General features: G+C 69.9%; 4 protein-coding genes. All 4 read right to left on the bottom strand.

Annotated features, from left to right (window positions below; translation table 11 throughout):
- The coding region (locus ABT130_RS46690; protein ID WP_350966364.1) for a carbohydrate binding domain-containing protein at window positions 1-905 on the bottom strand (905 nt) is incomplete at its 3' end.
- The gene (locus tag ABT130_RS46685; RefSeq protein WP_350966363.1) at window positions 902-2,569 is read right to left on the bottom strand and encodes a carbohydrate binding domain-containing protein; all 1,668 of its coding nucleotides are present in this window, start codon (window positions 2,567-2,569) and stop codon (window positions 902-904) included. The genes ABT130_RS46690 and ABT130_RS46685, both read right to left, overlap by 4 nt.
- Window positions 2,570-2,787: 218 nt before the next feature.
- Window positions 2,788-4,347, bottom strand: a complete 1,560-nt coding sequence (locus ABT130_RS46680; RefSeq protein WP_350966362.1) for a cellulose binding domain-containing protein — start codon at window positions 4,345-4,347, stop codon at window positions 2,788-2,790.
- A 33-nt stretch (window positions 4,348-4,380) separates the two neighbouring features.
- Window positions 4,381-6,072 (bottom strand): cellulose binding domain-containing protein (locus ABT130_RS46675; RefSeq protein ID WP_350966361.1); only part of this gene is annotated, 1,692 nt, incomplete at its 5' end.

Genomic DNA, 6,072 nt, shown 5'->3' with positions numbered 1-6,072 from the left:
CCGGGGGCCTCGGAGAAGGTGGTCCCGGTGGCACTGCCGACCTTGGTGCCGTTGCGATAGACGTTGTAGCCGGTCGCACCCGAGGAGGCGTTCCACCTCAGCGAGACGCTCGCGCCGCTGACGGTGGCGGCCAGCCCCGACGGTACGGACGGGGGCGGCGGCTGGTCGTTGCCGACCGTCACGGAGACCGCGCCCGACTTCGCCGACTCACCCGAGGCGTTGGTCGCGCTCACCTGGTAGCTGTGGGTGCCCGCGCCGGGGGCCTCGGAGAAGGTGGTCCCGGTGGCACTGCCGACCTTGGTGCCGTTGCGATAGACGTTGTAGCCGGTCGCACCCGAGGAGGCGTTCCAGCTCAGCGACGCGGTGGTGGCGTTGCCGGTGCCGGTGAGCCCGGTGGGTGCGGCGGGGGGCTGGCCCTGGCCCGGCTGGCCGTCGAGGACGAAGTCGTCGGCCTGGTAGGTGCCCTGGCCGTACCAGCCGTTGACGTAGATCGTCACCGAGGTGGTCGAGGCGCCGGTGGTGAACGAGGTGGACAGCTGGGCGTAGGACGACGGCGAGGACGTCCACGTGCTGGGGTCGGTCCCGCCGGTGCCGGTCGCGCCGAGGAAGACATAGCCGCCCCTGACCCAGGCCGACAGGGTGTAGGCCGAGGACGGTCTGACGCTGACCGTCTGCTGGCACCGGGCGGTGTCGTTCCCGGCCGGTGTGGCCTGCAGTGCCCTGGTACCGCCGTGCACCGGCGAGGACACCGCCGTGGCCCCGGAGGACGCCGTGCAGGTCCATCCGGTCAGCCCGTTCTCGAAGCCGGGGTTGACCGCGATGTTGGCGGCGTGGGCGGGTGACGCGGCGAGCATCGTCCCACCCAGCGCCAGTACGGCGATCGCCGCGAGTTTCCTGAACCTCATCCCGTGAACCCCTTGAAGATGTTGGTGAACTCCCAGGCCGACTGGGAGATGCCGCTGCAGGTCGGTGAGACCTGGCCACTCGGGCAGCCGCCGTTGTCGCGGGCACTGGACCAGAAGCCGATGAAACCGACGTGGTTGGTGTTGGCCCAGGCGAGCAGCTTGCGGGCGTCGGCCTGGGTGGTGGTCATCCCGGTGTCGTTCCTGCCGATCATCGGGGTGAGGCCCAGCAGTTTCTTGAGCTGGGCGTCGGTCTTGGCGGGCCAGACGGTCCTCATCTGGGCGAGGGTCGCCTGCGCGGCGGCGATCATGGCGTCGCCCCAGTTGCCGGTGTAGCCGAAGTTCATCAGCATCGGGTTGACCATGACGTTGAGGCCCTTGGCGGCGGCGTCCTGGAGGATCGACAGCGAGAACGGGTCGACGCCGTAGTCCTGGCCCTGGATGCGCAGGGTGTAGCTGATCACGGTGCCGCGCTCGGCTTGGAGCTGCTTGAGGGCGGTGTTGACCTTGGCGGCGTCGATCGAGGCCTCGACGTCGACGTCGAGGTGGTTGGTGCCGACCGTGTCGAGGACCTTCTTGTAGGCGGTGACCAGCGCGGCGGAGGTACCGCAGACGTGCTCCAGGTACGGTCCCATCGCACCGCCGGTCGCCACGATGACCTGGCCGCCCTGAGCCTGGAGCGCCCTGACGTCGTTGACGATCCGGGAGTCGTTGATCGGGATGGTGCCGCCCCAGGCCGGGTTGCATCCGCTGCTGTCGCCGAGGGCGAAGGCGAGGGTGTAGTTCTTCACCCCGGTCGCCGCCGCCGCGCTCACCAGGGAGGGCGTGGGCATGGTGATGTCGATGTAGGGGGCGTAGCGGATCTCACCGCCGGGCGGGCCGGTGTCGCGGCTGGTCCGGCCGCTTACCGAGGAGGTGTAGGCCGAGCAGTTGCCCGCGCCGTCGCAGGCCCGCACGCGGAAGCCGTAGGCGGTGTCGGGGCTCAGCCCGGTCGCGGTGTAGCCGGTGCCGGAGCCCGCGTCGACGGGCGCGCCGCTGTCGCGGGAGACCTCGTAGCGGGCCACGGTGCCGGAGTCGTCGGTGGAGGCCGACCAGCCCAGGGTCAGTGAGTTCGCGGCCGGACCGCCTACGGTGAGGTTCCCCGGCACGGTCGGCGGGGTGGTGTCGTTGGGCGTGCCGGTTCCCGGCGGGCCGTCGAGGACCACGTCGTCGGCCTGGTAGGCGCCCTGGCCGTACCAGCCGCTGGTGTAGATCGTCACCGAGGTGGTCGAGGCGCCCGTGGTGAAGGTACGCGTGAGCTGGGTGTATGCCGACGGGGAGGAGGCCCAGGTGCTGGTGTCGGTCGTTCCGGTGCCGCTCACCCCCAGGAAGACGTAGCCGCCGCGTACCCAGGCCGACAGCGAGTAGGACGAGGACGGTTTGACACTGACCGTCTGCTGGCAGCGGGCCTGATCCGAGCCCTGGGGTGTGGCCTGCAGGGCCTTGGTCCCGCCGTGTACCGGCGAGGAGACGGTCGTCGCGCCCGAGGAGGCCGAGCAGGTCCAGCCGCTCAGCCCGTTCTCGAAGCCCGGGTTCGTCGCGATGTTGGCCGCGTGGGCCGGTGTCGCGGCGAGCATCGTCCCGCCGAGCGCCAGCACGGCGGCCGCGGCGAGTTTCCTGAGGTGCATCCGATGTACCCCGCAAAGATCTTTAGGAGGGTGTCGTGGGGGTACGGCCCGCACCCCGGGCGGGGTGCGGGCCGTACGAGTCGTGTCGGCCGTACGGATCGTGCGCGGCGTGTTTCCGCCCCGGGCGTTCTCGCTCGGTGCGCTTTCGCTCCGCGTTTTCGCCCTGGGCGGGCCCGCGTCAGACGTTTTCGTGCTGGGCGGGCCCGCTCCGTGCGGTTTTAGAAGCCGGCGGTGACGCGGGTGAAGTCCCAGTCGGACTGGGCGATGCCACTGCAGTTGGAGACCACGCCGCCACCGGGGCAGGGACGGTCGCGGTTGACCGCCCAGTAGGCGAGACGGGTCAGGCCCTTGGACTTGGCCCAGTCTCGGATCTGGGTCCAGGCCGCCACCGTGGTCAGCTCCTGCTGGTCGGACAGGCCGTTCATGCCGGAGATGCCCATCCGGGCGTACGCCTGCGCGTCGGTCCAGCCGTTGGCCGCCTTCAGCGCGTTCTTCAGGCCCTCGGAGGCGTTGACGGTGTCGGTGTAGATGTTCGAGGCGCCGAAGTCGAACGGCATGATCGTGTAGTTGTCGATCGGCACGGCCAGCGCCTTGGCCTGGTTGATCAGGCGGATGCCGTGGGAGTTCGGGCCGGTGGTGGTGGTGCCGAAGGTGACGGCGATCTTGACGTTGGGGTTGTTCTGCTTGACGATCTTCAGGCCGTTGAGGATGCGGTCCTGGACCGTGTAGTTCTCGAACTCGTCGCTGTTCTCGATGTCGAAGTCGACGACCGCCGGGCCGACCGCGTTGATGACCTGCTGCACCGCTCCGGCGAAGGCGGCCGGGGTGGAGCAGTTCGGGCCGAGCTTGTTGCCCGACCAGCCGCCGAAGGAGATCTGGACGCTGCCGCCCGCGGCCTTGATCTGGTTGATCGCGGTCTGGTCGGCGCCGCCGGTCAGCGGCCGGTTACCGTCCCAGGCGGGGGTGCAGCCGCCGCTGGACAGGATGAACGCCATGGTGAAGGACTTCACGCCGGTGGCGCTCATGACCGTCGCGGGGTTCGGCGGGTTGCCCCAGCCCATGTAGAGGTACGGGGCTCCGGGCATCTTGCCGACCGGGTCGGGGTTGGTGCAGCCGGTGGTGGTGGCGCTCACCGCGCCGCTGGCGGCCGACTCGCCCTGGGCGTTGTAGGCCTTGACGGTGTAGGTGTGCGAGGTGCAGGTGCCGAGCGAGCCGATGGTGGCGCTGGTCCCGGTGACCTGGGCCCGCTGGGTGCCGCCCTCGTAGACGCGGTAGCCGGTGACGGTGCCGCTGGAGGCGCCCCAGGACAGGGAGATCGAGGAGTTGGTGGTGGCGGTGACCGACGGGGTACCGGGCGCGCCCGGGGTGCCGGGAGTGCTGCCGCCGCCGCAGGCCGCGCCGTTGAGCGTGCAGTTGGACGGGGTGACGCCGCCGGGGCTGCCGTTGAAGCCGAAGCTCGCGGTCGCGCCGGGCGCCAGGGTGCCGTTCCAGCCGACGTTGGTGAAGGTGAAGCGCTGCCCGCTCCGGCTCAGCGACGCATCCCAGAAGGAGCCGATGTTGGCACCGGAGGGCAGGTCGAAGGCGACCGACCAGCCGTTGATCGTGGTGGTGCCGCCGTTGGTGATCGTGTACTTGCCCTCGAAGCCGGTCCCCCAGTCGGAGACCTTGGTGAAGACGGCGGTGGGGGATGCCGCGAAGGCCGGGGTCGCGACCGTTGACAGGCCGAGTGACATGCCGAGCGCGGCCAGAACCGCGGTCAGCGTTCGTCGAATTCTCATGCTTCTTCCTCGGTTGGGGGGATGTTCGGAGGCTTAGGGCAGAGTCGCGAGGTGCGGCTTGACGGTCCTGGAGAAGTTCCAGCCGTTACTGGCGTCCCAGTTGATGGACCAGGTCATCGCGCCGCGGATCCCGGGGTAGGCGCGCGGCGGCACGAAGCCACCGCAGTTGGTCCTGGTGGCCAGGCAGGTCAGGGCCTGGTTGACCAGTGCGGGGGCGACGATCCCGCCGCCCGCCGCACCCGGTCCCGCGGGCAGGCCGAGCGCCACCTGGTCGGGGCGCAGGCCGTTCTCCAGCTGGATGCAGGCCAGCGCGGTCATGAAGTTGACGGTGCCCTGCGAGTAGGCGGCCATCTGGTCGCAGCCGAGCATGGAGCCGGAGTTGTAGTACTGGGTGTGGACGACGGTGAGGATGTCCTTGATGTTCAGCGCCAGCTTGAAGTACTCGGCGCCGGTGGACTGCATGTCGATGGTCTGCGGCGCCATCGTGATGATCAGGTTCGCACCGGCCTTGGCCCGCAGCGCACGCAGCGCCTGGCCCATGTAGGTGGCGTTGAGGCCGTTCTCCAGGTCGATGTCGACGCCGTCGAAGCCGTAGTTCTGCATCAGGGCGTAGACGGTGTCGGCGAACTTGGTCGCGGCGGCGGCACTCGCCACCTGTACCCGACCGGCCTCGCCGCCGACCGAGAGGATGACCTTCTTGCCGCGGGAGTGGAGGGTCTGCACGTCGGCCTTGAACTGGGCGTCGGTGTAGCCGCCGAGGGAGGCCGACAGGCCCGGGTCCACCCCGAAGACGACCTCGCCCGGGGTGGCGGTGGCCTCACCGAAGGAGACCGCGACCAGGTCGTACTCGTTGGGCACCGCCGACAGCCGCAGCTCGACCGCCGCGTTGTCGAAGTTGTGCCAGTACCCGGTGAGGAAGTGCTTGGGCAGCGGGCCTGTGGTGCAGCCGGTGGTGGTGGCACTGGCCGGGTCGCTCTTCGGCCCCTCACCCGCGGAGTTGTACGCCGCCACCGTGTAGGTGTGCGCCTCGCACACCCCCAACCCCGACACCGTCGCACTCGTCCCGGTCACCGTCGCCTTGACAGCCGAACCCTCGTACACCCGGTAGCCGGTCACCGAACCCGACGACGCACCCCACGACAACGCCACACTGTTCGCACCACCCGTCGCCGACACCGCACCCGGCTTACCCGGGGTGCCTGTGGTGCAGCCGGTGGTGGTGGCACTGGCCGGGTCGCTCTTCGGCCCCTCACCCGCGGAGTTGTACGCCGCCACCGTGTAGGTGTGCGCCTCGCACACCCCCAACCCCGACACCGTCGCACTCGTCCCGGTCACCGTCGCCTTGACAGCCGAACCCTCGTACACCCGGTAGCCGGTCACCGAACCCGACGACGCACCCCACGACAACGCCACACTGTTCGCACCACCCGTCGCCGACACCGCACCCGGCTTACCGGGGACGGTGGTACCGGTGCCGCCGCAGGCCGCGCCGTTGAGCGTGCAGTTGGACGGGGTGACGCCGCCGGGGCTGCCGTTGAAGCCGAAGCTCGCGGTCGCACCGGGCGCCAGGGTGCCGTTCCAGCCGACGTTGGTGAAGGTGAAGCGCTGCCCGCTCCGGCTCAGCGACGCGTCCCAGAAGGAGCCGATGTTGGCACCGGAGGGCAGGTCGAAGGCGACCGACCAGCCGTTGATCGTGGTGGTGCCGCCGTTGGTGATCGTGTACTT

The organism is Streptosporangium sp. NPDC001681 (assembly GCF_040298085.1).
In the GTDB taxonomy this organism is placed as follows: Bacteria; Actinomycetota; Actinomycetes; order Streptosporangiales; family Streptosporangiaceae; genus Streptosporangium.
The sequence above is the reverse complement of the archived record's forward strand: the minus strand, read 5'-3'. Positions and strand labels throughout refer to the sequence as shown.

Excerpts from the sequence above, each read along its gene's own strand:
- ABT130_RS46680 (WP_350966362.1), bottom strand. The coding sequence starts at position 4,347 with ATGAGAATTCGACGAACGCTGACCGCGGTTCTGGCCGCGCTCGGCATG.
- ABT130_RS46685 (WP_350966363.1), bottom strand. The coding sequence starts at position 2,569 with ATGCACCTCAGGAAACTCGCCGCGGCCGCCGTGCTGGCGCTCGGCGGG.